At 72.0% G+C, this 26,259-nt stretch carries 19 protein-coding genes; 3 read left to right on the forward strand and 16 right to left on the reverse strand.

The window, feature by feature from the left end; all coding sequences use genetic code 11:
- Positions 1 to 103: 103 nt before the first annotated feature.
- From tmk to bldG, 8 genes are all read right to left on the reverse strand, one after another.
- Positions 104 to 3,490, reverse strand: coding sequence for a dTMP kinase (gene tmk / locus IG78_RS0109680; RefSeq protein ID WP_030561183.1), 3,387 nt, complete (start codon positions 3,488 to 3,490; stop codon positions 104 to 106).
- Positions 3,491 to 3,790: 300 nt separating this feature from the next.
- Complete coding sequence (gene topA / locus IG78_RS0109685; protein ID WP_030561185.1) at positions 3,791 to 6,631, reverse strand: type I DNA topoisomerase; 2,841 nt, start codon at positions 6,629 to 6,631, stop codon at positions 3,791 to 3,793.
- Positions 6,632 to 7,075: 444 nt separating this feature from the next.
- The gene (locus IG78_RS0109690) at positions 7,076 to 7,273 is read right to left on the reverse strand and encodes a hypothetical protein (protein ID WP_030561187.1); all 198 of its coding nucleotides are present in this window, start codon (positions 7,271 to 7,273) and stop codon (positions 7,076 to 7,078) included.
- 330 nt (positions 7,274 to 7,603) lie between these two features.
- The gene (locus IG78_RS0109695; protein ID WP_063760721.1) at positions 7,604 to 9,220 is read right to left on the reverse strand and encodes a DUF7059 domain-containing protein; all 1,617 of its coding nucleotides are present in this window, start codon (positions 9,218 to 9,220) and stop codon (positions 7,604 to 7,606) included.
- Between the two features lie 124 nt (positions 9,221 to 9,344).
- On the reverse strand, positions 9,345 to 9,938 hold the full coding sequence (locus tag IG78_RS0109700) for a hypothetical protein (RefSeq protein ID WP_030561191.1): 594 nt from the start codon (positions 9,936 to 9,938) through the stop codon (positions 9,345 to 9,347).
- 285 nt (positions 9,939 to 10,223) lie between these two features.
- On the reverse strand, positions 10,224 to 12,626 hold the full coding sequence (locus IG78_RS0109705) for a sodium-translocating pyrophosphatase (RefSeq protein ID WP_030561193.1): 2,403 nt from the start codon (positions 12,624 to 12,626) through the stop codon (positions 10,224 to 10,226).
- A gap of 630 nt (positions 12,627 to 13,256) precedes the next feature.
- Positions 13,257 to 13,682 (reverse strand): ATP-binding protein, encoded by a 426-nt coding sequence (locus IG78_RS0109710; RefSeq protein WP_030561195.1) that lies wholly within the window; start codon positions 13,680 to 13,682, stop codon positions 13,257 to 13,259.
- A gap of 142 nt (positions 13,683 to 13,824) precedes the next feature.
- Complete coding sequence (bldG, locus tag IG78_RS0109715) at positions 13,825 to 14,166, reverse strand: anti-sigma factor antagonist BldG (RefSeq protein ID WP_030359667.1); 342 nt, start codon at positions 14,164 to 14,166, stop codon at positions 13,825 to 13,827.
- Between the two features lie 81 nt (positions 14,167 to 14,247).
- Here bldG and IG78_RS0109720 point away from each other — a divergent pair, with 81 nt between their 5' ends.
- Positions 14,248 to 16,701: a DEAD/DEAH box helicase gene (locus IG78_RS0109720; protein WP_078965023.1), complete on the forward strand. Its 2,454-nt coding sequence runs from the start codon at positions 14,248 to 14,250 to the stop codon at positions 16,699 to 16,701.
- 171 nt (positions 16,702 to 16,872) lie between these two features.
- On the opposite strand, the gene IG78_RS52620 is transcribed toward IG78_RS0109720, so the two are convergent.
- The 7 genes from IG78_RS52620 to ssd all read right to left on the reverse strand — a co-directional run bounded on the left by IG78_RS52620 (position 16,873) and on the right by ssd (position 22,564).
- Positions 16,873 to 17,412, reverse strand: a complete 540-nt coding sequence (locus IG78_RS52620; RefSeq protein WP_107054861.1) for an Rv3654c family TadE-like protein — start codon at positions 17,410 to 17,412, stop codon at positions 16,873 to 16,875.
- 119 nt (positions 17,413 to 17,531) lie between these two features.
- The gene (locus IG78_RS0109730) at positions 17,532 to 17,912 is read right to left on the reverse strand and encodes a TadE family type IV pilus minor pilin (RefSeq protein ID WP_030561201.1); all 381 of its coding nucleotides are present in this window, start codon (positions 17,910 to 17,912) and stop codon (positions 17,532 to 17,534) included.
- Positions 17,899 to 18,204: a DUF4244 domain-containing protein gene (locus IG78_RS49100; RefSeq protein WP_404827689.1), complete on the reverse strand. Its 306-nt coding sequence runs from the start codon at positions 18,202 to 18,204 to the stop codon at positions 17,899 to 17,901. Before IG78_RS49100 ends, IG78_RS0109730 begins: the two co-directional genes overlap by 14 nt.
- Positions 18,205 to 18,361: 157 nt before the next feature.
- A complete protein-coding gene (locus IG78_RS50520; protein ID WP_078965036.1) occupies positions 18,362 to 19,282 on the reverse strand; it encodes a type II secretion system F family protein in 921 nt (306 codons plus the stop codon).
- Positions 19,283 to 19,344: 62 nt separating this feature from the next.
- Positions 19,345 to 20,211, reverse strand: coding sequence for a type II secretion system F family protein (locus tag IG78_RS0109745; protein ID WP_030561206.1), 867 nt, complete (start codon positions 20,209 to 20,211; stop codon positions 19,345 to 19,347).
- Entirely contained in the window at positions 20,208 to 21,449 is a 1,242-nt protein-coding gene (locus IG78_RS0109750) for a TadA family conjugal transfer-associated ATPase (RefSeq protein ID WP_051852486.1), read from the reverse strand. Before IG78_RS0109750 ends, IG78_RS0109745 begins: the two co-directional genes overlap by 4 nt.
- Entirely contained in the window at positions 21,446 to 22,564 is a 1,119-nt protein-coding gene (ssd, locus tag IG78_RS0109755) for a septum site-determining protein Ssd (RefSeq protein WP_030561210.1), read from the reverse strand. Before ssd ends, IG78_RS0109750 begins: the two co-directional genes overlap by 4 nt.
- 527 nt (positions 22,565 to 23,091) lie before the next feature.
- Between ssd and IG78_RS0109760 the strand changes: the two genes are divergently transcribed.
- Positions 23,092 to 23,916, forward strand: a complete 825-nt coding sequence (locus IG78_RS0109760) for an HAD family hydrolase (RefSeq protein WP_030561212.1) — start codon at positions 23,092 to 23,094, stop codon at positions 23,914 to 23,916.
- 416 nt (positions 23,917 to 24,332) lie between these two features.
- Here the strand turns inward: IG78_RS0109760 and IG78_RS0109765 are convergent, their stop codons facing one another.
- Positions 24,333 to 25,148: a Fic family protein gene (locus IG78_RS0109765; RefSeq protein WP_030561214.1), complete on the reverse strand. Its 816-nt coding sequence runs from the start codon at positions 25,146 to 25,148 to the stop codon at positions 24,333 to 24,335.
- A gap of 122 nt (positions 25,149 to 25,270) precedes the next feature.
- Here IG78_RS0109765 and IG78_RS0109770 point away from each other — a divergent pair, with 122 nt between their 5' ends.
- A complete protein-coding gene (locus IG78_RS0109770) occupies positions 25,271 to 26,251 on the forward strand; it encodes an ATP-binding protein (protein WP_030561216.1) in 981 nt (326 codons plus the stop codon).
- The last annotated feature ends 8 nt before the right edge of the window (positions 26,252 to 26,259 follow it).

The raw sequence follows: 26,259 nt of genomic DNA on the forward strand, positions 1-26,259 counted from the left end.
ACACCAGCCCTGAGCAGGCCTCATCGGCTGCGTCGACCTCAGGCGCCGCGACCCGCCGTGGCGTCCCGGCGATGCCGTGGCGTCCCAGCGATGCCGTGGCGTCTCAGCGACCCCGGCTCCGGCGGCCTCGTCCCCCGCCCTCATCCGGCTCGTCGGCCTCGGGCGAGCCAAGGAGTTCGTCCGCGAGGGACGGCAGGTCGTCGAGCGGGGTCTCCTCCGCCCAGTCGGGGCGCGGCCGCCGCGGCCTGCCCTCCTCGTCGACCTGCGGCAGTTCCCGCGTACGGTCGTCGGGTCCCGGCCGCTCGGGTCCCGGCCGCTCGGGTCCCGGCCGCTCGGGTCCCGGCCGCTCGTCGCGGAAGTAGCCCGGCGGCACCTTGTCCGCCACGTTCTCGGCGCGTTCTCCCGGAGCCTCACGCGGCGCATCACGCGGCGTGTCACTCGGCGCACGCGGCGCATCGTGCTCACCGGTTCGGCGGTCGGCGGGCTCGTGCCCCACGGCCCGCAGGACCGTCGTCTCGTCGGCGGCACCGGCCACCGTCGCCTGCGGCAGCTCCGCGGTCACGTCCGCCGCGCCGTCCTCGGTGACCTGCGGCAGCACGGCCGTCTCATCGGCGGCACCCGGAACCTGCGGCAGCACGGCCGTCTCGTCCGCGGCACCCGGAACCTGTGGCAGCTTCACCATCGGCGTATTCAGGGTCGTCTCGTTGTCGGGCGAGGTCGGCCCGCCCACGGCCTCAGCGACACCGCCCGATGCGGGTGCGTCGGAGACGGGTGCGTCGGAGACGGGCGCCTCAGAGGTGGTCCCGCCTGAGGCAGCGCCACCTGCGGCAGACGCACCCGAACCGAAGGTCCCCCCACCGGAGGTCCCCCCACCCCCTGAACCGGATGTCGCCACACTCGCAGCCCCCGCCGCAGCCGACTCCGCAAGCAGCCGAGCCTCCTCGGCACGCCGCAGCGCCTCCTCCGCCCTGCGCTGCTTCTCCAGGCGCCGGGCCTCGGCCTCGGCGCGCAGCCGGGCCTCCTCCTCGGCCGCGAGGCGGCGCCGCTCCTCCTCGGCGGCGCGGGCCTGCTCCTCGGCGAGGACCCGGGCGCGCTCCTCCTCGGCCTTGCGGCGCGCCTCCTCGGCGCGCAGCCGGGCCTCCTCGGCCTGGCGTTCGGCCTCGCGGCGCTGAGCCTCCTTCAGCTCGCGCCGCTTGCGCTCTTCCTCCTCCGCGCGGAGCTTGGCGAGCTGCTCCTGACGCTCGCGCTCCAGGCGCTCCTCCTCGGCCTTGCGCGCCGCCTCTTCCTCCGCCCGCCGGCGCGCTTCCTCCTCGGCCGCCTTACGTGCCTCCTCCTGGGCCTTCACCTCGGCTTCGGAGAGGGGCAGTACGACATCGAGACGGTGCCGGATGACCGTCGTGACGGCTTCCGGCTCCTGGGTGCCGTCGACGACGAGGTAGCGGCCGGGGTCGGCGGCGGCCAGAGTGAGGAAACCGGAGCGCACGCGCGCGTGGAACTCGGCGGGCTCGGACTCCAGGCGGTCGGGCGCCTCGGTGAAGCGCTCGCGGGCCGCTTCGGGGGCCACGTCGAGCAGGACGGTGAGGTGCGGGACCAGGCCGCCGGTGGCCCACCGGTTGATGCGGGCGACCTCGGTCGGCGACAGATCGCGGCCCGCGCCCTGGTAGGCGACGGACGAGTCGATGTACCGGTCGGAGACCACCACAGCGCCGCGCGCGAGGGCGGGCCGTACGACGGTGTCGACGTGCTCCGCGCGGTCGGCGGCGTAAAGGAGCGCCTCCGCGCGGTGCGAGAGACCGGCCGACGAGACGTCGAGCAGGATCGACCGCAGCCGCTTGCCGACGGGCGTGGCGCCCGGCTCGCGCGTGACGACGACTTCGTGGCCCTTGGCGCGGATCCACTCCGCGAGCGCCTCCGCCTGCGTGGACTTGCCCGCGCCGTCGCCACCCTCCAGGGCGATGAAGAAACCGGCGGTGGCGGGCGTCTGCACCGGGTCGTCGCCGCCGCGCAGGGCGTCGCGCAGGTCGTGCCGGAGCGGCACTCCCTGCCGGTCGTCGGCCTTGGCCAGGACCAGCGCGGCCACGGGCAGGAGCAGCGCGCCGACCAGCATCAGCGTGAAGGAGGCGCCGCCGTGGTCGAAGACGAACTTGCCGTTGACCATCCGGTGCGGCCCGATGACGGCGGCGAGCAGCGGCGCGACGAGCGCGGTGAGCGCCACGCACAGCCGTACGACCGCCTGGAGGTGCTCGGTGGTGCGGGCCCGCCGGTAGTCCTCGACCTCCTGGTCGAGCAGGGCGTGCCCGACGTTGGCGGCGACACCTGCGGCCACACCGGCGACGCCCAGTATCAGCAGGACCGTCGTGACGTCGGGCACGAGCCCGGCGGCGAGCAGCGCGACACCGGTGACGGTGATGGCGAGCGCGAGCAGCCGGCGGCGCGACAGCGACGTCAGGAGGGCGGGCGCCGTACGGATCCCGGCGAGGGTGCCACCGGTCAGCGCGAACACGAACAGGCCGTACGTGACGGGGCCGCCCTGGAGGTCCTTGGCGTGCAGCACGGCGACCGCGACGGCGGCGGCGATCGCCGCGGCGACGGCGGCGCAGGCGGCCACGAGCAGCGGGATGGCGCCGGTGCGGCCCTTGTCGGTACCGCTGCCGGTACGCGGCCTGCGCAGGCCCTCCAGGGGGCTGCGCGCGCGGGGGGTGTTCCTGCCGGGAAGCTCGATGGCGTACACGATCGACAGGGACGCGGCGAAGAGTCCGGCCGCGAGGAACGACGCGAGTCCGGCCTGGTGCTGTTCGAACCAGTCGATTCCGGAGCCGAGCAGGATCCCTACGAGGCTGACCGCGACGAGCACGACGGCGGCGAGCGGCAGCGCCATGAACCCGGTGCGCAGCGAGAGGCGCCGCAGCGCGTCCATGTGGTCGGGCAGTGGGCGGACCGTGGCGCCCTCAAGGGGCGGGGCGGGCAGCAGCGCGGGGGCCGCGCTCTCCCGGGCGACCGTCCAGAAGCGCTCGGCGACGCCGGTCACGAAGGAGGTGACGAGCAGCACGGCGAGTGCGTTGTCCGGCGTCCAGTCGATCCACAGGGGCGCGCAGATCAGCAGCGCGGCGCGCACACCGTCCGCGCCCACCATGGTCCAGCGGCGGTCCAGGGGGCCGTCGGGCGATGTGAGGGAGGTCAACGGGCCGAGGAGTACCGCTCCGAAGAGGAGGGTGGCGAGAACGCGCGCTCCGAAGACCGCGGTCACGGCGATGGCGACCCCGCGGTAGCCGTTGCCGAATCCGCCCTCGGCGATGGCCGCTTGCAGCGCGAGCATCACCAGGACGAGCAGCGCGAGGGCGTCACCGACGCTGCCCACGAGATGCGCGCTCCACAACTTCTTGAGCTGCGGTACGCGCAGCAGGGAGCGCACGGCACGCTCGCGGGAGTCTGCGAGCAAGGCGTTGTCGTGGCCCAGGGACGTGGCGGTTGGCTGCTCTGCACGCGTCATCCGTCCAGCCTATCTGGACGCTTCACCTCCGCCCGCCCGGATCCCCATGGCGCCGCCTGCATCCCGGCAGGCCCGCCCGGATCCCCATGGCGCCGCCTGCATCCCGGCAGGCCCTCCCGGATTCCCAGAGCGCCGCCTGCATCCCGGCAGGCCTACCCGGATCCCCATGGCGCCACCTGGACCCCTGCGGGCCCGCCCGGACATACGCCGCCGCGCCGGAACCCGTTCCCGGCCCGACGCGGCGGATCACACTCTCGGCCCCCGGCCGCAGCCGGAAACTCGATTCTCGGTTCTCAGTCCTCAGTCCTCAGCCGCTGCCTTAGAAGCCGCCGCCTTCTTGGCGGTGGTCTTCTTGGCGGTGGACTTCTTGGCCGCGGTCGAAGCCGTCGTCTTCTTGGCCGTCGTTTTCTTGGCCGCGGTCTTCGTGGCGGCCGTCTTCTTAGCCGGCGCCTTCTTGGCGGGCGCCTTCTTGGCGGTCTTCTTCGCGGGGGCCTTGGCCCGCTTCTCGGCGAGCAGCTCGAAGCCGCGCTCCGGAGTGATCTCCTCGACGCTGTCGCCGGACCGCAGCGTCGCGTTCGTCTCGCCGTCCGTCACGTACGGGCCGAAGCGGCCGTCCTTGACGACGACGGGCTTCGCGCTGACCGGGTCCTCGCCGAGCTCCTTCAGCGGCGGCTTCGCGGCGGCACGGCCGCGCTGCTTCGGCTTGGAGTAGATCTCCAGGGCCTCGTCGAGCGTGATGTTGAAGAGCTGCTCCTCGGTCTCCAGGGAGCGCGAGTCGGTGCCCTTCTTCAGATACGGGCCGTAGCGGCCGTTCTGCGCGGTGATCTCCACGCCTTCGGCGTCCGTGCCGACGACACGCGGCAGCGACATCAGCTTCAGGGCGTCCGCGAGGGTCACTGTGTCCAGGGACATGGACTTGAAGAGCGAGGCCGTGCGCGGCTTGATCGCGTTCTTGCCGGTCTTCGGGGTGCCCTCGGGCAGCACCTCGGTGACGTACGGGCCGTACCGCCCGTCCTTGGCGATGATCTCGCGGCCGGTCTCGGGGTCCGTGCCGAGCGCGAAGTCGCCGCTGGGCTTGGCGAGCAGTTCCTCCGCGTACTCGACGGTGAGCTCGTCCGGCGCCAGGTCGTCGGGGATGTCGGCGCGCTGGTGGCCGTCCATGTCGCGCTCGCCGCGCTCGATGTAGGGGCCGTAGCGCCCGACGCGGAGCACGATGCCGTCGTCCACGGGGAACGACGACACCTCGCGGGCGTCGATGGCGCCCAGGTCGGTGACGAGTTCCTTCAGGCCGCCCAGGTGGTCGCCGTCGCCGTTCCCGGCGTCGGCGGCGCCTCCGGAGGGCTCGCCCTCGCCGAAGTAGAACCGCCGCAGCCACGGCACGGCCTGCGCCTCGCCGCGCGCGATGCGGTCGAGGTCGTCCTCCATCCTGGCGGTGAAGTCGTAGTCGACGAGCCGCCCGAAGTGCTTCTCCAGGAGGTTGACCACGGCGAAGGAGAGGAAGGACGGTACGAGGGCCGTGCCCTTCTTGAAGACGTAGCCGCGGTCGAGGATGGTGCCGATGATCGACGCGTACGTCGACGGGCGGCCGATCTCCCGCTCTTCCAGCTCCTTGACCAGCGAGGCCTCGGTGTAGCGGGCCGGCGGCTTGGTCGCGTGGCCGTCGACCGACATCTCCTCGGCGGACAGCGCGTCGCCCTCGCCGACCTGCGGCAGCCTGCGCTCGCGGTCGTCGAGCTCCGCGTTCGGGTCGTCGGCGCCCTCTACGTAGGCCTTGAGGAAGCCGTGGAAGGTGATGGTCTTGCCGGAAGCGCTGAACTCGGCGTCACGGCCGTCGGCGGCCCGGCCGCCGATCTTGACCGTGACCGAGTTGCCGGTCGCGTCCTTCATCTGGGAGGCGACGGTCCGCTTCCAGATCAGCTCGTAGAGCCGGAACTGATCACCGGTCAGACCGGTCTCGGCGGGCGTACGGAAGCGGTCGCCGGAGGGCCGGATCGCTTCGTGCGCCTCCTGCGCGTTCTTGACCTTCCCGGCGTACGTACGGGGCTTCTCGGGCAGGTAGTCGCTGCCGTAGAGCTGGGTGACCTGCGCGCGGGCCGCGGCCACCGCCGTGTCCGACAGGGTCGTGGAGTCCGTACGCATATAGGTGATGAAGCCGTTCTCATACAGCTTCTGGGCCACCTGCATGGTCGCCTTCGCGCCGAAGCCCAGCTTGCGCGAGGCCTCCTGCTGCAGCGTCGTCGTACGGAAGGGCGCGTACGGCGAGCGGCGGTAGGGCTTGGACTCGACGGAACGTACGGAGAAGTCGGTGTTCTCCAGGGCGGCGGCGAGCGCGCGGGCGTTCGCCTCGTCCAGGTGCAGGGTGTTCTGGCTCTTGATCTGCCCGACGGAGTCGAAGTCGCGGCCCTGTGCGACGCGCTTGCCGTCGACCGTGGTGAGACGGGCGACGAGCTGCGAGGGGTCGCTGGAATCACCGGGGCGGCCGGTGCCGAAGGTGCCGGTGAGGTCCCAGTACTCGGCGGAGCGGAAGGCGATGCGCTCGCGCTCCCGCTCGACGACGAGCCGGGTCGCCACGGACTGCACCCGGCCCGCCGAGAGCCGCGGCATGACCTTCTTCCACAGCACCGGCGAGACTTCGTAGCCGTACAGGCGGTCCAGGATGCGGCGGGTCTCCTGGGCGTCGACCATGCGCTTGTTGAGCTCGCGCGGGTTGGCGACGGCACCCTGGATGGCGTCCTTGGTGATCTCGTGGAACACCATGCGCTTGACCGGGACCTTGGGCTTCAGGACCTCGAGGAGGTGCCACGCGATGGCTTCGCCCTCGCGGTCCTCATCGGTGGCGAGGAAGAGTTCGTCGGAATCCTTCAGGAGGTCCTTGAGCTTCTTGACCTGGGCCTTCTTGTCGGCGTTGACGACATAGATCGGCTGGAAGTCGTTCTCGACGTCCACGCCGAGGCGGCGGACCTCACCCGTGTACTTCTCGGGAACCTCCGCGGCGCCGTTGGGAAGGTCACGGATGTGCCCGACGCTCGCCTCGACTACGTATCCGGGGCCGAGATAGCCCTTGATCGTCTTCGCCTTGGCGGGCGACTCGACAATGACGAGTCGGCGGCCGCCAGGTGCGGTCTCGCTGGTCGGGGACAACTTCGCTCTTCTCTCCGGTCGACGCTCGGTGGCAGCGCTGCGGTGCTTCGGCAGTGCCGTAATCGACGCCCGGTGGGGCGCCGTGACTGCGCTTGCGGTTGCGCTGACGCTGCGGAGTGTGACGGTACATCCCGCCCCCGTGTCAAACGGGAAAAGCCCGCAACGGCCACTCGAACGGTAACCCGACTACCGCCATTCCTGCCGCACGGGCTGACCCCTGGGCCTTCAGCAGCGTAGGTGCGGGACTTTTTTTCCGTACCGCGTCAGTCCAGCGTGCCGCATATCGCGCCGCGCGCTCGTCCTCCATCGCCGGACGGGCTTTGACGTGCCCGGGACGGATTCTGACGTGCCAGGGGCGGGCTCTGACATGCTCGGGACGACCCTGGCGCGGTCCGCTGCACCTTTTGTACTGCTACACCTTTTGTACTGCCCGCTGGTCACTTCTCACAGTCGTGTGAAGCACCACACCGCGAGGGCGAGGGCACCGGATCCCGCCACGGTCGCGAGGGTCGCCGCCGCCGCGGAGTGCACACCGTGGGCGACGGGGGCGCGATGGGCGACCCGGGTGCCCGTCCAGAGCAGCAGCCCGGCTCCGAACAGCGCGAACACCGTTCCGGCGAAGATCGCTGGTCCGCTCTCCATGCCCTGGCCTCCCGTGCCGTCCGTACGCGGCCCCTGTCGGGCGCCCCGGCTGCGGAGGCTGGCACACCCGGACGGCGGAATCACGAAATCCGGGTGAACGGGGGGCGGCGAGGAAGACCCATATTGGCTGGTTTCCCTCCAGGAGCGGCCGATTTCTCCCCCCTGGGAGCCGATTCCTCCCCCCTGGGAGGGGAGGCTCTCCTGGCGAGGGAAGGCTCCGCCGACAAGGGAGGGCGCACCTGCGGGAGCGCGCTCGCCCGCCGACCCCGCCGACCCCGTCAGCCCCTCCGACCCTGTCAGCCCTGTCAGCCCCTCCGACCCCGTCAGCCCCTACCGCCCCACCGGCTCCAGGAATCCCTGCTCCACCAGGAGCCGGATCTGGGCCGGGGTGCGATCGCGCAGCAGGACCGGGTCCTCGCCCATGAGCTGGGCGATGGCGTCCAGGATCCGGCCGGCGCTCAGCGAGCCGTCGCACACGCCCGCGAAGCCCGCGCCCACGGTGTCCACCTGGGTGGCCCGCCGCATGCCGCGGTGCTGGCGCAGCACGACGTGCTCCGGGTCCTCGGCGCCCGGCAGGCCGACCTGCTCCTGCACCACTTCGGCGGCGAGCTTGAAGTGCGCGGCGAGCAGCGCGGCGTCGTCGTTCGCGCGAAGATAGTCCTGCCGCTCGAAGAACGCCTGCACCGTCTCGCCGAGCGGCTGCTCGACGGGGTGCGGCCACTCCTCGACGGTCACGGACGGCTCGGCGGCGCCGGTCTTGCGCAGGGTGATCCAGCCGAAGCCGACGCCCCGGGTCTTGCGGGCCTCGAACTCGTCGAGCCACGCGTCGTACCGCGCCGCGTACTCGGCCGGGTCGGTGCGGTGGTCCCCGGCGTCCCTGAGCCACAACTCGGCGTACTGCGTGACGTCCTGCACCTCGCGCTGCACGATCCACGCGTCACAGTCGCGCGGCACCCAGGAGCGGAGCCGCTCGGTCCACTCCTCTCCTTCCACGTGCTGCCAGTTGGCGAGGAACTGCGCGTACCCCCCTTCGTTCAGCCGTGCCCCCGCCTCCTGAACGATCGAGCGGCACAGATCGTCCCCGCCCATCCCGCCGTCCCGGTACGTCAGCCGGGCCCCGGGGGAGATGACGAACGGCGGGTTGGACACGATCAGGTCGTACGTGGCCTCCCCCACCGGCTCGTACAGGGAGCCCAGCCGCAGGTCCGCGTTCGGCACGCCGGACAGCGCGAGGGTGAGCCGGGTGCAGTGCAGGGCGCGGGGGTTGAGGTCGGTGGCGGTGACGCGGGTCGCGTGCCGGGAGGCGTGCAGCGCCTGGATACCGGATCCGGTGCCGATGTCGAGGGCGCTCGCTACGGGCGTACGTACCGTGATCCCGGAAAGCGTCGTGGACGCGCCGCCGACGCCAAGGACGACCCCCTCGTCCCGGCTGCCGATGCCACCGGCACCGCCGACCGCGCACCCGAGGTCGGACACGATGAACCAGTCCTCGCCCTCCGGCCCGCCGTAGGGCCGTACGTCGGTGGTCGCCCTGAGCCCGCCACCGCCACGGGTGCCATCGCCACCGCCGCGGGTGCCATCGCCGCGGGGGCCACCACCGGTACCTCCCGCACCGGCCGCCCCGGTGGCCCCATCGACCCCGTCCGCCACGAGCCAGCCGCTCTCCAGGAGGGCGTCGACCGGCAGAACGTCGGCCACGCGCGCGTGCGGGACGGTCTCCTGCAGCAGGAACAGCCGTACGAGCGACGCCAGCGCGCCGTCGCCCCGGGTGGCCCGGAGGGCGGGCACCGTCTCACTGCGGGCCAGCGCGGCGTAGGCGGGCGCCCCGAGCAGGTCGAGCAGCCCGTCGGCGGTGAAGTCGGCGGCGAGGAAGGCCTCCCGCAGCCGTGCGGTCACATCGGCGCGGTCGGGCGAGGGCAGGGGCGGGGGCATGCTGGCGTTACTCACCCCCCAATTGTGACCCCGGCACCCACGACGGCGCCCCCGGCGCCACAGGGCACCGGGGGCGGCTCCGCCTGACGGCGGCGTCAGCTCTTGGGTCCGGCTGCCGTGAAACGGCTGCCGGAGGGATTCAGCTCTTGGCCCCTGCTGACGGCGTGGAGCTCTTGCAGCTCTCCTGCTCGCGCATGGCCTTGCCGACGTCGCCCGCCTCCAGCTTCTTCTGCGCGGTGTTCTCGCTCTTGCTGAGCTTGCCCAGTTCCTCGGCGATCTTCGCGAGGTCGTCCGCGAAGGCCGACTGGTCCTTGGTGTCGAGCTTGTCGGTCTGCGACTTCAGGTCGGCGTACGACTTGGAGAGGCCGTCGAGCTCCTTCACGGCGTCGTTCAGCTTCTTCTCGCCGTCGTCGGTGGGCGGGGCGCCCGCCTTGTTGAGGGCGGCGCTGCGCTGGGCGTACGCACTGGAGATGTCCCCGAACGCCTTGGAGTCGGTCTTCTTGACCTCGTCCGGCGAACTGTTGTCGGCGGTCTGCCTCTTGATGGCCGCGTTGGCCTCGGCGATCTTCTTCGACTGCGGCCCCACGGCCGTGTCACAGACCTTCTTGGCCCAGTCGTCGAGCTTCTTGTCACCGTCGTCGTCACTGCTGCATCCCGACAGCGCCAGTACCAGTACCGCACCGCCGGACAGTGCGGCCGCGAGCTTCTTGTTCACCGGATTGGTCCCTTCCATGGCTCTCGGCCCCGGAACTTACACGCCAACTGGGGGACAACCGCATGCCAGGGGTGGGTTACCTCCACTATTGAAGCCATTTGCATCAAGGAGTGGAGGGCGAGAGAAGGCTCACGGAGGCAGCCGGGGCTTGGCGGGGGCAGCCGGGAGCTGAAGGGGGCAGGCGGGGCCTGACGGGGGCTCAGGGTAGCTTCACGAGGGCTTCACGGGCGAGGCCGGTCCGGGCGGGCGCCCGAACCGGCCTCCAGAGGCCGTAGCGGCCTCCACCCCTGTCCAAGATCTACGTCACGAAACCACCGCCGGATCGGCCGACTTGGCGACCGCCCCCGAGTTGCCCTCGTCACCGACGGCGATCCCGCGCCGCTTGGACACGTACACCGCGCCGACGATGACCGCGATGGACAGCACGGCGATCAGGACCCGCATGCCCACGCTCTTGTCCTCGCCGTAGCTGAACTTCACGACCGCGGGCGCGATGAGCAGCGCCACCAGGTTCATGACCTTCAGGAGCGGGTTGATGGCCGGGCCCGCGGTGTCCTTGAACGGGTCGCCGATCGTGTCGCCGATCACCGTCGCGGCATGGGCTTCGCTGCCCTTGCCGCCGTGGTGGCCGTCCTCGACGAGCTTCTTGGCGTTGTCCCACGCACCACCGGAGTTGGCGAGGAACACCGCCATCAGCGTGCCGGTGCCGATCGCGCCCGCCAGGAACGAGCCGAGCGCGCCGACGCCGAGCGAGAAGCCGACCGCGATCGGCGTGAGCACGGCGAGCAGACCCGGCGTGGTCAGCTCGCGCAACGCGTCCTTCGTACAGATGTCGACGACACGCCCGTACTCCGGCTTCTCCGTGTAGTCCATGATTCCGGGGCGCTCGCGGAACTGCCGCCGCACTTCGTAGACCACGGCTCCCGCCGACCGCGACACCGCGTTGATCGCGAGCCCCGAGAAGAGGAAGACGACCGCGGCGCCGAGGATCAGGCCCACCAGGTTGTTGGGCTGCGAGATGTCCATGACCAGGTTCATCGGTGCGCCGTCGCCGAGTTTCTGGCCGACGTCGTCCGCCGCCTCGGCGATCGCGTCGCGGTACGACCCGAAGAGCGCCGACGCCGCGAGCACAGCCGTGGCGATGGCGATGCCCTTGGTGATGGCCTTGGTGGTGTTGCCGACGGCGTCCAGGTCGGTGAGGACCTGCGCGCCCGCGCCCTGGACATCGCCGGACATCTCGGCGATGCCCTGGGCGTTGTCGGAGACCGGGCCGAAGGTGTCCATGGCGACGATGACACCCACGGTGGTGAGGAGCCCGGTGCCCGCGAGGGCGACCGCGAACAGCGCGAGCATGATCGACGTACCGCCGAGCAGGAACGCCCCGTACACGCCGAGTCCGATCAACAGCGCGGTGTAGACCGCCGATTCCAGACCGAGCGAGATGCCCGCGAGCACCACCGTGGCCGGTCCCGTCAGCGAGGTCTTGCCGATGTCCCTGACGGGACGCCGGTTGGTCTCGGTGAAGTAGCCGGTCAATTGCTGGATCAGGGCCGCCATGACGATGCCGATGGCGACGGCCACGACCGCGAGGACCCGCGGGTCACCGCCCTTGGCCTCGATCGCCGCGTCCGTGACGCCGTTCAGGTCGGCGTACGAGGACGGAAGGTAGATCAGCACGGCCGTGGCGACGAGCACGAGCGAGATCGCCGCGGAGATGAAGAAGCCACGGTTGATGGCCGTCATGCCGCTGCGGTCGGAGCGCCGGGGCGCGACTGCGAAGATCCCGATCATGGCGGTGATCACACCGATGGCCGGGACGATCAGCGGGAAGGCGAGACCGGCGTCGCCGAACGCCGCCTTGCCGAGGATCAGCGCCGCGACGAGCGTGACGGCGTACGACTCGAAGAGGTCGGCGGCCATCCCCGCGCAGTCGCCGACGTTGTCGCCCACGTTGTCGGCGATGGTCGCGGCATTACGCGGATCATCCTCCGGAATGCCCTGTTCGACCTTGCCGACCAGGTCGGCGCCGACGTCGGCGGCCTTGGTGAAGATGCCGCCTCCGACACGCATGAACATGGCGATCAAAGCGGCCCCGAGGCCGAAGCCCTCCAGGACCTTCGGCGCGTCGGCCGCGTACACGAGCACCACACAGGAGGCGCCGAGCAGACCGAGCCCCACCGTGAACATGCCGACGACGCCGCCCGTACGGAAAGCGATCTTCATGGCTTTGTGCGAGACCGCGGTGAGATCCTTTTCCGGCTCACCTTCCGCCGGTGTCGCTTCCCGCGCGGCGGCCGCCACGCGCACATTGCTGCGTACGGCGAGCCACATGCCGATATAGCCGGTGGTCGCCGAGAACAGCGCGCCGATCAAGAAGAAGATCGAGCGCCCTGCCCGTTGATTCCAGTCGTCCGCGGGCAGCAGCAGGAGCAGGAAGAACACCACGGTGGCGAATACGCCAAGGGTGCGCAACTGTCGTCCCAGATAGGCATTCGCGCCTTCCTGGATCGCCGCCGCGATCTTCTTCATGCTGTCGGTGCCCTCGTCGGCCGCGAGGACCTGGCGGACCAGGACCCAGGCGAGTACGAGTGCGGCGACCGCGACGGCCGCGATGACCATCACGATCAGCCGATTGCCGTCCGTCAGTACCGCGGCCGCGAGGGTTGAGGGGTGGTCAAGCTGATGAGGGGTAGAAAGCCCCGCCATTCGTCCTCCTTGACGCTTGGGCTGAGCTCAAGATGTGGACGGATTGTAGGGAGCCGGACCTGATCAAAACAGTGCGCCGCAAACGGAATTGGCTCGGGAGTGCGTGTCCGCAAATGATCGCGCCCAAACTTTGCCCCCGAAAGCGGTAACGCCCCAAAACCATTGACGCCACCTCTCACCCCGTCCCCGGCGTGATCAGAATTGCCCCCGGCATGAACCGCGCTGATACGACAAGATTAAAAAGCACCCTGCAGACCGTGCTGAACGGGGGCAAGTGCTCGGGCCCCGCTGAACGGGGGCGAGTGGGGGCCGCCCTTGGCACGGGGGGTGCGGTTCCGCCCCTGCGCGGCGGGGTATCTCAGGGGCCGGGGGCTCTCCCGGGGCCGGGGGCTCTCCCGGGGGGCCGGGGTCTCTCAGGGGCCGGGGTGTCTCCCGGGGCCGGGGTATCTCAGCCCGTCCGGCGTTTGAGGACGAGGCCGAAGGCCGACAGGGGGCAAGGGGCGAAGCCCCATGAGAAGAGCCCACCCAGGGGGCCTGGACGGGCAGGGAACCAGGCAGGGAACCAGGCAGGGAACCGCCCGCCCTGGCGGGCCCAAGGGCGGGCAGGGGTGCTCTAGGAAGCGCTGCGGCCTAGGACGCGGTGGGCCAAGTCATCCGAATGGACCCACCGTTCTCCCCGGCGGTCACTTCCACGTCGTCCACGAGCCCGCTGATGACCGCCAGACCCATCTCGTCCTCACCCTCGGCCTCGGGTTCCTCACCCCGGCCGGGTCCCGCCCCCGGAGCCCGCTCACCGGGCGCCGTACGCGGAGCCTCGTCACCGACCTCGATGGAGAACTGCTTCTCCTCCTCGACGAGGGCGACCCGCACCGGCGCGGGGACATCGGCGGCTTGATGCAGACCGACAGCTCGGGAGCAGGCCTCGCCGACGGCGAGCCTGACCTCGTCGAGGACGGCCTCGTCCACCCCAGCCCTGCGCGCCACCGCGGCCGCCACCAGGCGGGCGGTCCGGACGTGCTCGGGCAGCGCGCTGAAGCGGAGTTCAACGGTGGCCATGCATCCCCCTCGGACATACGCGCGTGCTGTCAGGGGGCCCGGCCGGAATCCGGCCCGGCCCCCTGCCGTACTGCTACTCCGGGCCACGGCCCGGGACCCCGGGACCAGGCCCGGGACCGTCCGGCCGCAGCCGGGCTCCGACTCAGTCGGTGGCCGCGACGGCTTCCTCGACCGAGGTGTGGATCGGGAACACCTTGGTCAGGCCGGTGATACGGAAGATCTTGAGAATGCGCTCCTGGTTGCACACCAGGCGCAGCGAGCCCTCATGGGCCCGCACCCGCTTCAGGCCACCGACCAGCACGCCGAGTCCGGTGGAGTCGAGGAAGTCCACGCGCTCCATGTCGACGACCAGATGGAAACTGCCGTCGTTCACCAACTCGACCAACTGCTCGCGCAGCTTGGGCGCGGTATATACATCGATTTCGCCACCGACCTCGACGACCGTACGATCGCCGACGGTACGGGTCGACAGAGACAGATCCACGGATCCTCCAGCACCTTGCTATCGAGCGGTCGCCCCTTGGGACACCTCGGCCCACGCCCCCGGGACGGATCGCCAGCCGCGATGGCATTCAATCACTTACCGGCAGGCGTGCACGACGCCTTCCGACCATTGTCCATCCCGCCAGTGACACACTCGGTGCCGATGGCCGACTTTTCCCCTGCCGGAGGGCCCCCTGTGGACACCCCGGCCCGCGTCTCCCCGCAGACGGTCCTTGACCGGCTGACCACGGGGCCGAGCCGGGCTGCACGCATCACTCATACGGAGCACCTGCCCCCACGTGCGGCTCGTTATGCGGTCTGGCCCGATCGCATCCGAACGGAAGTGGTCGCCGCCGTGCAGACGGCCGGAATCGAGCATCCGTGGGCCCACCAGGCACGCGCCGCCGAACACGCGCTGGACGGCGAGTCCGTCGTCGTCGCCACCGGCACCGCGTCGGGCAAGTCGCTCGCTTATCTCACCCCCGTCCTCTCGGCCCTGCTCGACGGCTCCGAGGCCGCCAACGGCCGTGGCGCCACCGCCCTGTACCTGGCCCCCACCAAGGCTCTGGCGGCAGACCAGCGCCGCGCCGTGCGCGCCCTCGCCGCACCGCTCGGGAAGGCCGTACGGCCCGCGGTGTACGACGGCGACACCCCCGTCGAGGAACGCGAGTGGGTGCGGCAGTACGCCAATTACGTCCTGACCAATCCGGACATGCTGCACCGCGGGATCCTCCCGTCCCACCCCCGCTGGTCCTCCTTCCTGCGCGCGCTGCGCTATGTCGTCATCGACGAGTGCCACACCTACCGCGGTGTCTTCGGCTCCCACGTCGCCCAAGTCCTCAGGCGCCTGCGCCGCTTGTGCGCCCGCTACGGCTCCGACCCCGTCTTCCTGCTCGCCTCCGCCACGGCCGCCGACCCGGCCGTCGCCGCCGAGCGCCTCACCGGGCTGCCCGTCACCGAGGTCGCCGACGACGCCTCACCGCGCGGCGAGGTCGTCTTCGCCCTCTGGGAACCCCCGCTCACCGAGCTGCACGGCGAGAAGGGCGCCCCGGTCCGCCGCACCGCCACCGCCGAGACCGCCGACCTGCTGACCGACCTCACCGTCCAGGGCGTACGCTCCGTCGCCTTCGTACGCTCCCGGCGCGGCGCCGAACTGATCTCCGTCATCGCCCAGGAACGCCTCGCCGAGGTCGACCGCTCCCTGGCCCGGCGTGTCGCCGCCTACCGGGGCGGATATCTCCCCGAGGAGCGCCGCGCCCTGGAACGCGCCCTGCACTCCGGCGAACTCCTCGGCCTCGCCGCCACCACCGCCCTCGAACTCGGCGTCGACGTGTCGGGCCTGGACGCCGTCCTCATCGCCGGCTACCCCGGCACCCGCGCCTCCCTCTGGCAGCAGGCAGGGCGCGCCGGGCGCTCCGGCCAGGGCGCGCTCGCGATTCTCGTCGCCCGGGACGACCCGCTCGACACCTATCTCGTCCACCACCCCGAGGCCCTCTTCGACCAGCCCGTCGAGTCGACCGTCCTCGACCCCGACAACCCGTACGTCCTGGCGCCCCACCTCTGCGCCGCCGCCGCGGAACTCCCCCTCACCGACGACGACGTGAAACTCTTCGGCCCTGCCACCACGGAACTGCTTCCGCAACTGGAGGCCGCGAAGCTGCTGCGGCGCCGCACGAAGGCCTGGCACTGGACCCGCCGCGAGCGGGCCGCCGACCTCACGGACATCCGCGGCGAGGGCGGACGCCCCGTACAGGTCGTCGAGGAGGGCACCGGCAGGCTCCTCGGCACCGTAGATGCCTCCGCCGCCCACACGACCGTCCACGAGGGCGCGGTCCACCTCCACCAGGGCCGGACGTACCTCGTACGCAAGCTGGACCTGGACGACTCCGCCGCCCTCGTCGAGGAGGCCGTCCCGCCCTACTCGACCACCGCCCGCGACACCACCGCCATCTCCGTCCTCGACACCGACATCGAAGTCCCGTGGGGCCCCGGCCGCCTCTGCTACGGCTCCGTCGAAGTCACCAACCAGGTCGTCTCCTTCCTTCGCCGCAAGCTCATCACCGGCGAGGTACTCGGCGAGACCAAGCTCGACCTGCCGCCCCGGACCCTGCGCACCCGCGCCGTGTGGTGGACGGTCACCGAGGACCAGCTCGACGCCGCCCGCGTCAACCCGGAGATCCTCGGTGGCGCCCTGCACGCCGCCGAACACGCCTCCATCGGCATGCTGCCCCTCTTCGCCACCTGCGATCGCTGGGACATCGGCGGCGTGTCGGTACCGCTCCACCCGGACACCCTGCTGCCGACGGTCTTCGTGTACGACGGCCATCCGGGCGGTGCCGGATTCGCCGAGCGCGCCTTCCACACCGCCCGCACCTGGCTCACCGCCACGCTCCAGGCGATCGCCTCCTGCGAGTGCGAGGCCGGCTGTCCCTCTTGCATCCAGTCCCCCAAGTGCGGCAACGGCAACGATCCCCTGCACAAGCGTGGCGCCGTACGCCTCCTCACCACCCTCCTCGCGGACGCCCCCGCCGACTGAGTGCCCGGCAGCTCCCCCTTCCGGACTGTCCTGCCCGGCCTAGCGGCCACTGCCCGGCCACAGCCCGGACGCCGCCCGTCCCTGGTACGCCGTCTCGCCCCGCCTGCCGGGGTCCGGCCCCTACGGCGCTCCGCGGTGCTCCCCGGCCTGCCGGGGGTCGTGCTGCCGCTCTCATGGGGCTTCGCCCCTTGCCCCCTGTCGGCCTTCGGCCTCGTCCTCGAACGCCGGACGGGCTGGAACGGACGGGCTCCAACCGGACGGGCTGAAAGTGGGCGGGCCTACCGCGAGCGGGGCGAAGACCGCACGGGTCGGAAACCTGGCGGGTCCGAAGCCGGACGGGCTGGAGACCGGACGGGTGGGGACCGGACGGTGTGGAGACCGGACGGGTGGGGACCGGACGGGGTGGAGACCGGACGGGGTGGATATTGGCCCCGCAGGGCCCGCCCGTGACCTCACCTCCACCTCGAACGGGCCGAACTCCGCCGCCGCTGTGACGTCCGACACCTCCCCCACCACCACGCACCGCACGACCCTTGTGTCCTGCGCCCGCGCGACCCTCTCCGCCCGTGTGCACGCGTCCGCCTGCCCGCCTGCCCAGTGGTCCGCCGCCGCCAGCGCCGCCAAGTCGGCCGCGCCTCCCGCCCGATGGCGGGCCACCGTCGCCTGCCCCATCGCCAGCACGGCCCCGGCGACCACGCACAACACCGCCATGCCCACCACGGCCCACACCGTCGCAGAACCCCGGTCCGCCGCCCGCACCCGGTTTCTGCCCGGGACAGCCACGCGCCCCCGGGCCACGCCCGCCCCCAAGCCCCCCGCTCGCCCCCTGCTCACACCCCCACCCCCACGGTCTCCTCCGCCATGGCCACCGCCTCCGCCCGCAGCCGCAGGGCGAGCCCCAGTGCCCTTGGGCCCGGCATGCGTGCCGTGACCTCCACCCGGACCAGGTCGCCCTCCCTGCGCACCGTCACGCTCGCGCCGCGCGGAGCCGCCTGCCGGGCCGCCGCGGCCGCTGTGCCCTGCGGGTCCTGGCGGGCCATCGCGCGGGCCCCGGCCCTGGCCGCGTCCACACACTGGATCTGCGCGGACGCGGCCAGGAGCACCCACACGAGCGCCATCGTGAAGAGCACCAGCGTCGGCAGCACCACCGCCGCCTCCGCCGTCACGTACCCGCCGTCACGCCGGGCGCGGCGCCCCTCAGAACTCGGCATCGAGGGCCCCCGCCACCACCGCCTGCAGGGCGCCCTTCACCGGTCCGCTCGTCACGACCTTGAAGAGCAGCCCGGCGAACGCGACGGTCGCGATGATCCCCATGGCGTACTCGGACGTCACCATCCCCGAATCCCCCGCGAGGCCATGCCGCCGTCGCGTCGTCCATGGCGCCCGCCCTGCCCCCGACGCCCGTACCGGTCGCTCCCAGCGCAACCACCGCGCCACCCGCGCCACATACCGCCGGGCCAGCTCCCGCGCATACCGCTGCTTCCACATGTCATCAACCCCCATGAGTTTTCCGCCGGTTGTCCACATCTGCTTCTTGGCCCGGTGGGGCCACACCAGGTGCTTCGGTGCTCCGGCCCTCCGGGTGCGCCAAGTACTCCGGAGGACCCGGCCGCCCCGCCTTGTCCTGCCGCCCGTACGACATTTCGCCCGCCAAAATGCCTCACTGCCCGCCCATCAGGCCCCCTGCCAGTCCGATCACCACCGGCACCACACCGACCGCGATGAACGCGGGCAGGAAACACAGCCCCACCGGCGCCGTCATCAGCACCGCGGCCCGGCGGGCCCTGGCGGTCGCGGCTCGCCCCTGTTCGGCTCTGCAGTCCGCCGCGAGCCGGGCCACGGGGGCAGCCGTGGGCGCCCCCGACTCGGCGGTTCGCTCGAGGAGTCGGGCCAGCGCTTCGGCTCCCGGGATCTCACCCACCTGGCGCCAGGCCTCCGCGGGAGTACCGCCGAGCCGCACCTGTGCCGCACCCGACGCGAGCCGTTCCCCCACCGGCCCCCCGAGGGACTCACCGACGGCCTGAGCCGCCGTGACGGGCCCCGCCCCCGCCGTCACGCAGGACGCCAGCAGATCTGCCGCGAGGGGAAGTTGACGCGCCGCCTGCGCCGTGTCGAAGTCCTCCTTCCGGTCGCCGCCCGTACGCAGCCGCCACACGCAGCACCCGGCGATCACCCCGATCCCGCACCCCGTCACTCCGCCGACGAGCGCCCATCCGGCACTCACCACCCCGGCGACCGCCAGCCATCTGCGCACCAGCTCCCGCCGCCCTGGGACCGCGCTCCCGCCGCGCGCATGCCACGGCCCTTTCCGGGACCCGGCGTGCCTCCACCGGAGCCCGGACCGCCACGGCCGCTCCGGTCGCCCGCGTCGTCGCCCGCGTCGTCGCCCGCCTCGCCCGCCTCGCCCGCCTCGCCGCCCAGCAGTACCCAGGAGCGCCGACGCCCGCCGCCCCACAGCCCGCTCCCGCCGAGCCGCCGCCACCGTCAGCCCCAGCCACACCACCGCCGCCACCGACCACACGACCACCCCCAGCCTGTGGACAACTTTTCCGCCCCCGGCCAGCCCGGCCAGCCCGGCCATCTCGAACGACCCGGGCCAGCCGCTCCAACCCAGTGAACCGATCGAAACGATCACCTCTTGCCTCATCGCCCCTCCGCCCTCCGCACGATCCGCAACGCCCACCACGCCCCTGCGCCTTCAAGCAGTCCGCCCACGAGCAGGCAGGTGAGTCCCGGTCCCGTGTGCAGCAGCACCAGCAGTGGTTCGGCCCCGAGGGCGGCGCCCATGAGCAGGCCGAGGGCGGGTAGGCCCGCGAGCATCAGCGCCGTCGAGCGGGCGCCCGCCAACTGGGCGCGCAGGTCGGCCTCCTGGTCCCGCTCCGCGCGCAGCGCCCCTTCGAGCCGTTCCAGGCCCGCCGCGAGCCCGGCGCCCCGGTCGACGGCGACCCGCCAACACGCCGCGAGTCCGACCAGGCCTTCGGCACCCGGCTCCCGGGCGGCCTCCCGCAAGGCGCCCGGCACGTCACCGCCGAACCGCGCCGCCGCGACTACGCCGTTCCGTGCGCCGCCGAGTCCCCGCTCGACCGCCACGCCGGTTTCCGCGGCCGCCTGAAGTGCCTGCGCGGGCTGCCGACCCGCCCGCACCTCGCCGGCGAGCACCCCGCACAAGGCGATCACCGCACCGGACCTCCGCTCCCGCTCACGGCGCGCCTGCCGTTGCCTGCGCACCCGGCCGGCGAGCGGCGTGCCGACCGCCGCCGCGACCAGGGGCAGCAACGACTCGCCGAGGAGACCGATCAGCCCTCCGCCCGGAAGGAGCCACACCTCATGGCCCAGCCGCCCGCGCACCCTGGCGCTCCGCCCGTGCCACCAGGGCACCTGCGCCGCGCCGCCCGCCGAGAGCACCGACCGTGCCCGCCGCGTCCCGCGCGCCGCCCGCATCCGCCCGCCAAGGAGCCATACCGATCCGCCCGCGCACAGGGCCGCCCCGCACGCCGCCGCCGCGCTCATGCCTCCTCCCTCGGCTCGCCCCACGTCTCGTGCTCCTGGCGGCCGGCACCGTCCCGGGCCAGGTCGCTTCGGCCACCGCAGCCGCCGCGCCGCGCGAGCAGTGCGCCGAGCCGTGGCCAACCGCGTTCGCGGACGAAGCCACGCGCACCCCAGCGCAGCGCGGGCACGGTCGTCACCAGGCCCGACGGGCCGCGCTCCAGGACCTGCACCTCCGCCAGGCGGCGTCGGCCCGCCGGGTCACGGGCGAGATGGAGGACCACGGACAGGGCGGCCGCCACTTGGCTGTGCAGCGCGGCGCGGTCGAGTCCGGCAGCCGTGCCCAGCGCCTCCAGACGGGCCGGTACGTCGGCGGCGGCGTTCGCGTGCACCGTGCCGCAACCGTCGTGGCCCGTGTTCAGAGCGGCCAGCAGATGTACCACCTCGGGGCCCCGCACCTCGCCCACCACGAGCCGGTCCGGGCGCATCCGCAGGGCCTGGCGCACCAGGTCGTCGAGGCCCACCGTGCCCACGCCTTCCTGGTTGGGCGGCCGGGCCTCCAGGCGCACCACGTGCGGGTGTTCGGGGCGCAGCTCGGCGGAGTCCTCGGCCAGGACGATGCGCTCCCGCTGCCCGACGAGGCCGAGCAGGGTGGACAGCAGCGTCGTCTTGCCGCTGCCCGTGCCGCCGCTGATGAGGTAGGAGAGGCGGGCGTCGAGCAGTCGGTGGAGCATCCGGTCGCCGCCGGGTGGCACCGTGCCCGCGGCGACCAGCTCGGCGAGCGTGAAGGCGCGGGGCCGCACGACCCGCAGGGACAGATACGCCGAGCCGACGGCGACCGGTGGCAGCACCGCGTGCAGGCGGGTGCCGTCCGGCAGACGGGCGTCGACCCAGGGCCGGGCGTCGTCGAGGCGCCGTCCCGCCACGGTCGCGAGCCGCTGGGCGAGGCGCCGGACCGCCGGGGCGTCCCGGAAGGCGACGTCGGTGAGCTCGAGGCCGCGGCCGCGGTCCACCCAGACGCGGTCCGGAGCGGACACCAGCACGTCGGTCACGGCCGGGTCTTCGAGCAGCGGCTCCAGGGGACCTGCACCCACCAACTCCGAACGCAACTGCTCGGCCGCGCCGAGGATTTCGGCGTCTCCCAGGACCCGCCCTTGTGCCCGCAGGGCCTCGGCGACCCGGGCCGGCGTCGGCTCGGTGCCGTTGGCCGCGAGCCACTGCCGTACGCCGTCCAGCATCCGGGCGCCCACCACCGTGCTCATACGCCCTCACCGACCCCGGTCGGCAGCCGCTCCCAGAAGGCCGTGCAGAAGCGGGCGAGCGGCCCGCGCGCCGCGCCTCCCGGGGGCCGTCCGCCGCTCTGCGCGGCCCGCAGACCGTGCTCCCAGGGCAGGACACCGGCGAGCGGGAGGCAGAGCAGTCGGGCCGTCTCGTCCGCGTCCAGCTTGTCGCCCGCGAACGGGTCGGGGCCCGGGGTGGCGACGACCCGCAGATCCCGCAGGACCATGCCCGCCGCCGACGCGACCCGGCGCGCCCCTGCCACCGCGCGCAGTTCCGCGGGCACCAGAAGCAGACCGAGGTCCAGTTGTGCCAAAGACTCGGCGACCACCTCGTCCACCCGGCGGGGCAGGTCGACGACCACCACCCCGCCGCGCCTGCGGGCGGCCGCCAGGACGGCCCGCACGGCCTCCGGCGCGATGGTCACGGTGTCGCCGCGGTCCCAACTGAGGACCCGCAGGTCGTGCAGCGCGGGCAGCGACTCCTCCAGGGCGCCGCCGCCGACCCGGCCCCGGGACCGCGCGAACGCGGGCCAGCGCAAGCCCTCGGTGGTCTCCCCGCCGAGCAGCACATCGAGTCCGCCGCCCAGCGGGTCGGCGTCGACCAGCATGGTGCGCCGCCCGGTCCGCGCCGCCGTGACGGCCAGGGCGCACGCCAGCGTGGAGGCCCCGGCGCCGCCGCGGCCGCCGATGACACCGATGGTCAGGGCGGGCCTCCCGGCGCCTTCGGCGACGTCGGCGATGCGGTCCACCAGCCACTGTTCACCGTCGGGAAGAACGAGCACGTCGTCCGCGCCGATCTCCACAGCGCGCCGCCACACCCCCGGATCGTCCTGGTCCCGCCCCACGAGCACGACCCCGCGCCGTCGGGCGGCGCCACGCACCCGGTCCGCCGCGTCGTCCCCGACGAGGACGAGCGGCGCGGATTCCCAGCCGCCCCTGCGCTCGGGCACGCCGTGGTGCACCTCCGGCCGTGCTCCCGCCGCTGCGCACAGCCGCAGCAGGTCGTCCAGCAGGTCCACGTCCTCCGTGACGATCAGCGGTCCGCCCGCCTGTTCCCCGGACGACGGCGGTGTGTCGCACGCAATGACTTCACTCACGATCTTCCGGCCCCCTCTCGCTGCAAGTCCCTTCGAATGCGCGGTTGTGCGCATCCGGATCTGCGTACGCGAAGACCGGCCAATGGAATCCGGCCATGAACTTCACGAACGGAATCCAGCGTGCGGCGATCCCGGAAATCGTGTGGATCTTGGTCAATAACTGTGGAGAACGGGCCGGTTGTGGATATCTCCTTCACCCACACCGGTGACGGCCCGAACGTCTTCCAGAGCGCAGCCTCACGAACACGCACAGTGACGAATCTTGGGCGCGCGACATCGGCGCCACCGAGGCGCGACAAGGGCGCAGACGATCAGAAAAGATCAGGAAAGGAGGGTGAAAACCCATCCGGACATGCGACGACCCCCGCCGGGGGGGAGAGCGGGGGTCGTCCCCTCGGTCCGACTCGGGGGGGGAGGAGCCAGACCGGGTTAGCACGGTCGCGAACGATCCGTGACTTCCATGGTGTACCCGAGAGCCTTCTCAGGCAAACCCACGCGCCTCAGCTTACGCCGAATGGTGGGCGCCTATGCTCGACCTCGTGGAAAACCACCCCCTGCCCCGCACAGCCGCCTTCTTCGACCTGGACAAGACGGTCATTGCGAAGTCGAGCACGCTCACCTTCAGCAAGTCGTTCTACCAAGGCGGCCTGATCAACCGCAGGGCGGTACTGCGAACCGCATATGCCCAGTTCGTGTTCCTGGCCGGCGGCGCCGACCACGACCAGATGGAGCGAATGCGCTCGTACCTGTCCTCGCTGTGCCGGGGGTGGAACGTCCAGCAGGTCAAGGAGATCGTCGCGGAGACACTGCACGACCTGATCGACCCCATCATCTACGACGAGGCCGCCTCGCTGATCGAGGAGCACCACACCGCGGGGCGCGACGTCGTCATCGTCTCCACATCGGGGGCCGAGGTGGTCGAGCCGATCGGCGAACTCCTGGGCGCCGACCGGGTGGTGGCCACCCGCATGGTCGTCGGCGACGACGGCTGCTTCACGGGCGAAGTGGAGTACTACGCATACGGGCCGACCAAGGCGGAGGCCGTCCGGGAGCTCGCCGAGTCGGAGGGGTACGACCTGGAGCGCTGCTTCGCCTACAGCGACTCGGCCACGGACGTTCCCATGCTCGAATCCGTGGGCCGTCCGCACGCCGTCAACCCCGACCGGGCGCTGCGCCGCGAGGCCCTCGCGCGCGAGTGGCCGATTCTCGACTTCCACCGCCCCGTGCGGCTCAAGCAGCGGCTGCCCGCACCGCCCCGCCCCGCACTGGTCGCGGCGGCCGCGGTCGGCGCCGCGGCGGCCACCGCGGGCATCGTGTGGTTCGCAAGCCGCCGCCGCGCCGCCATCGACTGAGGGGCTGACCAGGGCCGGAGCGTCCAGCAGCGAGGTCCGACGAGGCGTGCGCGAGCCTCCGTCCGGCCCGCCCTCGACCCGCCGTCCGATTCACCCTTGTTTGAACCTAAAAGTAAAGAAGTGCTGTCAGGGCTTCCACTTGCTCCAGGACAGGAGTACAAAGGAGTCAACGGCCCGCGAGACCAAGGAAATCCGAGAGGATCACCTTTATCCGCAATGATTGGCCCCACGGACCGAAGCATGGTCATCGAGCACCCACGCGACGTCGACCCGTCGATTACGGGCCAGCCGCACCAGGTGACGGGCAAAGTTCCCGACCTGATGGGCAACCATTCGAGGACGCTTGGTAACCCGGTGAACATGCCAGCGGCGGTACGAATTCTCGTACCGCCGCAACCCTGTCCGGGGTGATCGCCTCAGGCCGCCCCACGTTGCAGTGCCTCGCACACCGCGGTCGACTCCCTGGCTCCCAGCTCGACCGCCTTCCCGCAGTGCGTGATCCAGGCGGCCATGCCCTCCGGAGTCCCGGACACATATCCCTCAAGGGCGCCGACATAGGCCGCGCGCCCCAGCTCCGCGTGGCCCGCCTCGGCCGGACAGATGGACTTCGGGTCCAGGCCGCTGCCCACCAGGACGATGCGCTCGGCGGCACGCGCGACCAGACCGTTGCACGACCCGAAGGGCCGCAGGGCCGCCAGCTCGCCGTGCACCACGGCCGCCGTCACCAGGGCCGGCGCCGCACTGCCCGCGATCACCAGTTGCGCGAGCCCTTCGAGGCGCCCCGCCACCTCCTCGGCGTCCGGCAGGTCCAGCTCGATCAACGGCTCCCGCACCGGCTCACCGGCGAGCCGCGGACGGCCCGCGGCCTCGTCGGAGTCGGCCGCGGCGACCAGATGCAGCCGGGCGAGCACGCGCAGCGGTGACTGCCGCCAGATGGAGAGGAGCTGCCCCGCCTCCGCACTCAGCCGCAGCGCGGCGCCCATCACGCGCACATCGCCCTCGCCGCCGAAGTCACTGCGCCTGCGGACCTCCTCCAAGGCCCACTCGGCGCCGGACAGCGCCGCGGACCCGCGAGCACCGCGCAGCGCCGCCTCGGCGGTGACCTCGGTGCTGCGCCGCCGCATGACCCGGTGGCCGTAGACCCGGTCGACGGCCTTGCGCACGGAGTCCACGGAGTCGGCCACGCCGGGCAGCGCGCCGAGAGCAACCAACGGATCGGCATTCGTACTCATGAGTACGACCCTACGCACCACAGGAGCGCCCGCCACGAAGGAGTGGTCTTCTTCACGCGAACCGGGCCTCTACCAGCGAACGCGGGCCCTCGCGCAAGATCACATGGCTACGCTACATGAACATGAAGATCGCTTTCGTGGGGAAGGGCGGCAGCGGCAAGACCACGCTGTCCTCGCTCTTCATCCGACACCTCGCCGCCACCGGCGCACCCGTCGTCGCGGTGGACGCCGACATCAACCAGCACCTGGGCGCCGCCCTCGGCTTCGACGACGAGCAGTCCGCCCAACTGCCCGCCATGGGTGGCAGGCTGCCGTTGATCAAGGACTATCTGCGCGGGACCAACCCGCGCATCACCGGCGCCGACACGATGATCAAGACGACCCCGCCCGGCGCGGGCTCGCGGCTGCTGCGGATCCGCGAGGACAACCCGGTGTACGAAACGTGTGCGCGGGCGGTGGAACTCGACGGCGGCGCCGTGCGTTTGATGGTCACCGGGCCGTTCACCGAAGCCGACCTCGGTGTCGCCTGCTACCACTCCAAGACCGGAGCGGTCGAACTGCTCCTGAACCACCTGGTCGACGGCCGCGACGAGTACGCGGTGGTCGACATGACCGCGGGCTCGGACTCCTTCGCCTCCGGGATGTTCACCCGCTTCGACATGACGTTCCTCGTCGCCGAGCCGACCCGGAAGGGAGTCTCCGTCTATCGCCAGTACAAGGACTACGCACACGACTTCGGCGTCGACCTCAAGGTCGTCGGCAACAAGGTGCAGGGCCAGGACGACCTCGACTTCCTGCGCGAGCAGGTCGGCGACGACCTCCTGGTGACCATCGGGCACTCCGACTGGGTGCGCTCCATGGAGAAGGGCCGTCCGCCCCGGTTCGAACTCCTGGAGGAGGCCAACCGCCTCGCCCTGAACACACTCCACGAAGCGGCCGACGCCACGTACGAGCGCCGCGACTGGGAGCGCTACACCCGCCAGATGGTCCACTTCCACCTGAAGAACGCACAGAGCTGGGGCAACGAGCGGACCGGAGCCGACCTGGCCGCCCAGGTCGACCCCGACTTCGTCCTGCGCGAGCACGCACCGGCGACGGCCTGACCACCACG

Source organism: Streptomyces aureocirculatus (genome assembly GCF_000720475.1).
GTDB lineage: Bacteria > Actinomycetota > Actinomycetes > Streptomycetales > Streptomycetaceae > Streptomyces > Streptomyces aureocirculatus.

Excerpts from the sequence above, each read along its gene's own strand:
- IG78_RS50520 (WP_078965036.1), bottom strand. The coding sequence starts at position 19,282 with ATGGCCGGGCTGGCCGGGCTGGCCGGGGGCGGAAAAGTTGTCCACAGG.
- IG78_RS0109760 (WP_030561212.1), top strand. The coding sequence starts at position 23,092 with ATGCTCGACCTCGTGGAAAACCACCCCCTGCCCCGCACAGCCGCCTTC.
- IG78_RS0109690 (WP_030561187.1), bottom strand. The coding sequence starts at position 7,273 with ATGGAGAGCGGACCAGCGATCTTCGCCGGAACGGTGTTCGCGCTGTTC.
- IG78_RS0109730 (WP_030561201.1), bottom strand. The coding sequence starts at position 17,912 with ATGCCGAGTTCTGAGGGGCGCCGCGCCCGGCGTGACGGCGGGTACGTG.
- IG78_RS0109700 (WP_030561191.1), bottom strand. The coding sequence starts at position 9,938 with ATGGAAGGGACCAATCCGGTGAACAAGAAGCTCGCGGCCGCACTGTCC.
- IG78_RS52620 (WP_107054861.1), bottom strand. The coding sequence starts at position 17,412 with ATGGCGGTGTTGTGCGTGGTCGCCGGGGCCGTGCTGGCGATGGGGCAG.
- IG78_RS0109710 (WP_030561195.1), bottom strand. The coding sequence starts at position 13,682 with ATGGCCACCGTTGAACTCCGCTTCAGCGCGCTGCCCGAGCACGTCCGG.
- IG78_RS0109720 (WP_078965023.1), top strand. The coding sequence starts at position 14,248 with ATGGCATTCAATCACTTACCGGCAGGCGTGCACGACGCCTTCCGACCA.
- tmk (WP_030561183.1), bottom strand. The coding sequence starts at position 3,490 with ATGACGCGTGCAGAGCAGCCAACCGCCACGTCCCTGGGCCACGACAAC.
- IG78_RS0109745 (WP_030561206.1), bottom strand. The coding sequence starts at position 20,211 with ATGAGCGCGGCGGCGGCGTGCGGGGCGGCCCTGTGCGCGGGCGGATCG.
- IG78_RS0109750 (WP_051852486.1), bottom strand. The coding sequence starts at position 21,449 with ATGAGCACGGTGGTGGGCGCCCGGATGCTGGACGGCGTACGGCAGTGG.
- IG78_RS49100 (WP_404827689.1), bottom strand. The coding sequence starts at position 18,204 with ATGGGGGTTGATGACATGTGGAAGCAGCGGTATGCGCGGGAGCTGGCC.
- IG78_RS0109765 (WP_030561214.1), bottom strand. The coding sequence starts at position 25,148 with ATGAGTACGAATGCCGATCCGTTGGTTGCTCTCGGCGCGCTGCCCGGC.
- IG78_RS0109705 (WP_030561193.1), bottom strand. The coding sequence starts at position 12,626 with ATGGCGGGGCTTTCTACCCCTCATCAGCTTGACCACCCCTCAACCCTC.
- IG78_RS0109770 (WP_030561216.1), top strand. The coding sequence starts at position 25,271 with ATGAAGATCGCTTTCGTGGGGAAGGGCGGCAGCGGCAAGACCACGCTG.